Raw genomic sequence first — 380 nt, 5'->3', positions numbered from 1 at the left:
ATCTAGCGCACAAGCGCCCGTATTTCATTTTCAGGTGTATTCCAATTCAAAGTTTTTCTAGGTCTTTGATTGAGTAATGTTTGAACCTTTTTAATTTGGCTTTTTTTGATTTTTGAGAAGTCAGTTCCTTTAGGAAAGAAATCTCTGATGAGCATATTAGTATTTTCACATGTACCTCTTTCCCATGGCGAAGCTGGATGACAGAAGTAAACTTTCATTTTTGTATTTTTAGTAAACAATCTATGTTCTGACATTTCTTTTCCTTGGTCATAAGTCATAGAAAGTTTTAATTGTTTTGGAAATTGTTTTAACTCTTGTTCAAAAGCTTTTCTGACAGATTCAGCATCCATTGCTTTCAAAGGTACTAGTATGACAGTTCT

1 protein-coding gene is annotated in these 380 nt (G+C 32.9%); it reads right to left on the bottom strand.

The annotated features are described in order from the left end of the window. Window positions 1-2 precede the first annotated feature (2 nt). Window positions 3-380, bottom strand: a 378-nt coding sequence (locus JWG40_RS12590) for an IS30 family transposase (protein ID WP_205286151.1), incomplete at its 5' end; no start/stop codon positions are given.

It is taken from the genome of Leptospira abararensis, assembly GCF_016918735.1.
Classification (GTDB): Bacteria; Spirochaetota; Leptospiria; order Leptospirales; family Leptospiraceae; genus Leptospira_A; species Leptospira_A abararensis.
Note: the sequence above shows the minus strand (reverse complement) of the source record. Positions and strands in the feature narration are given on the sequence as shown.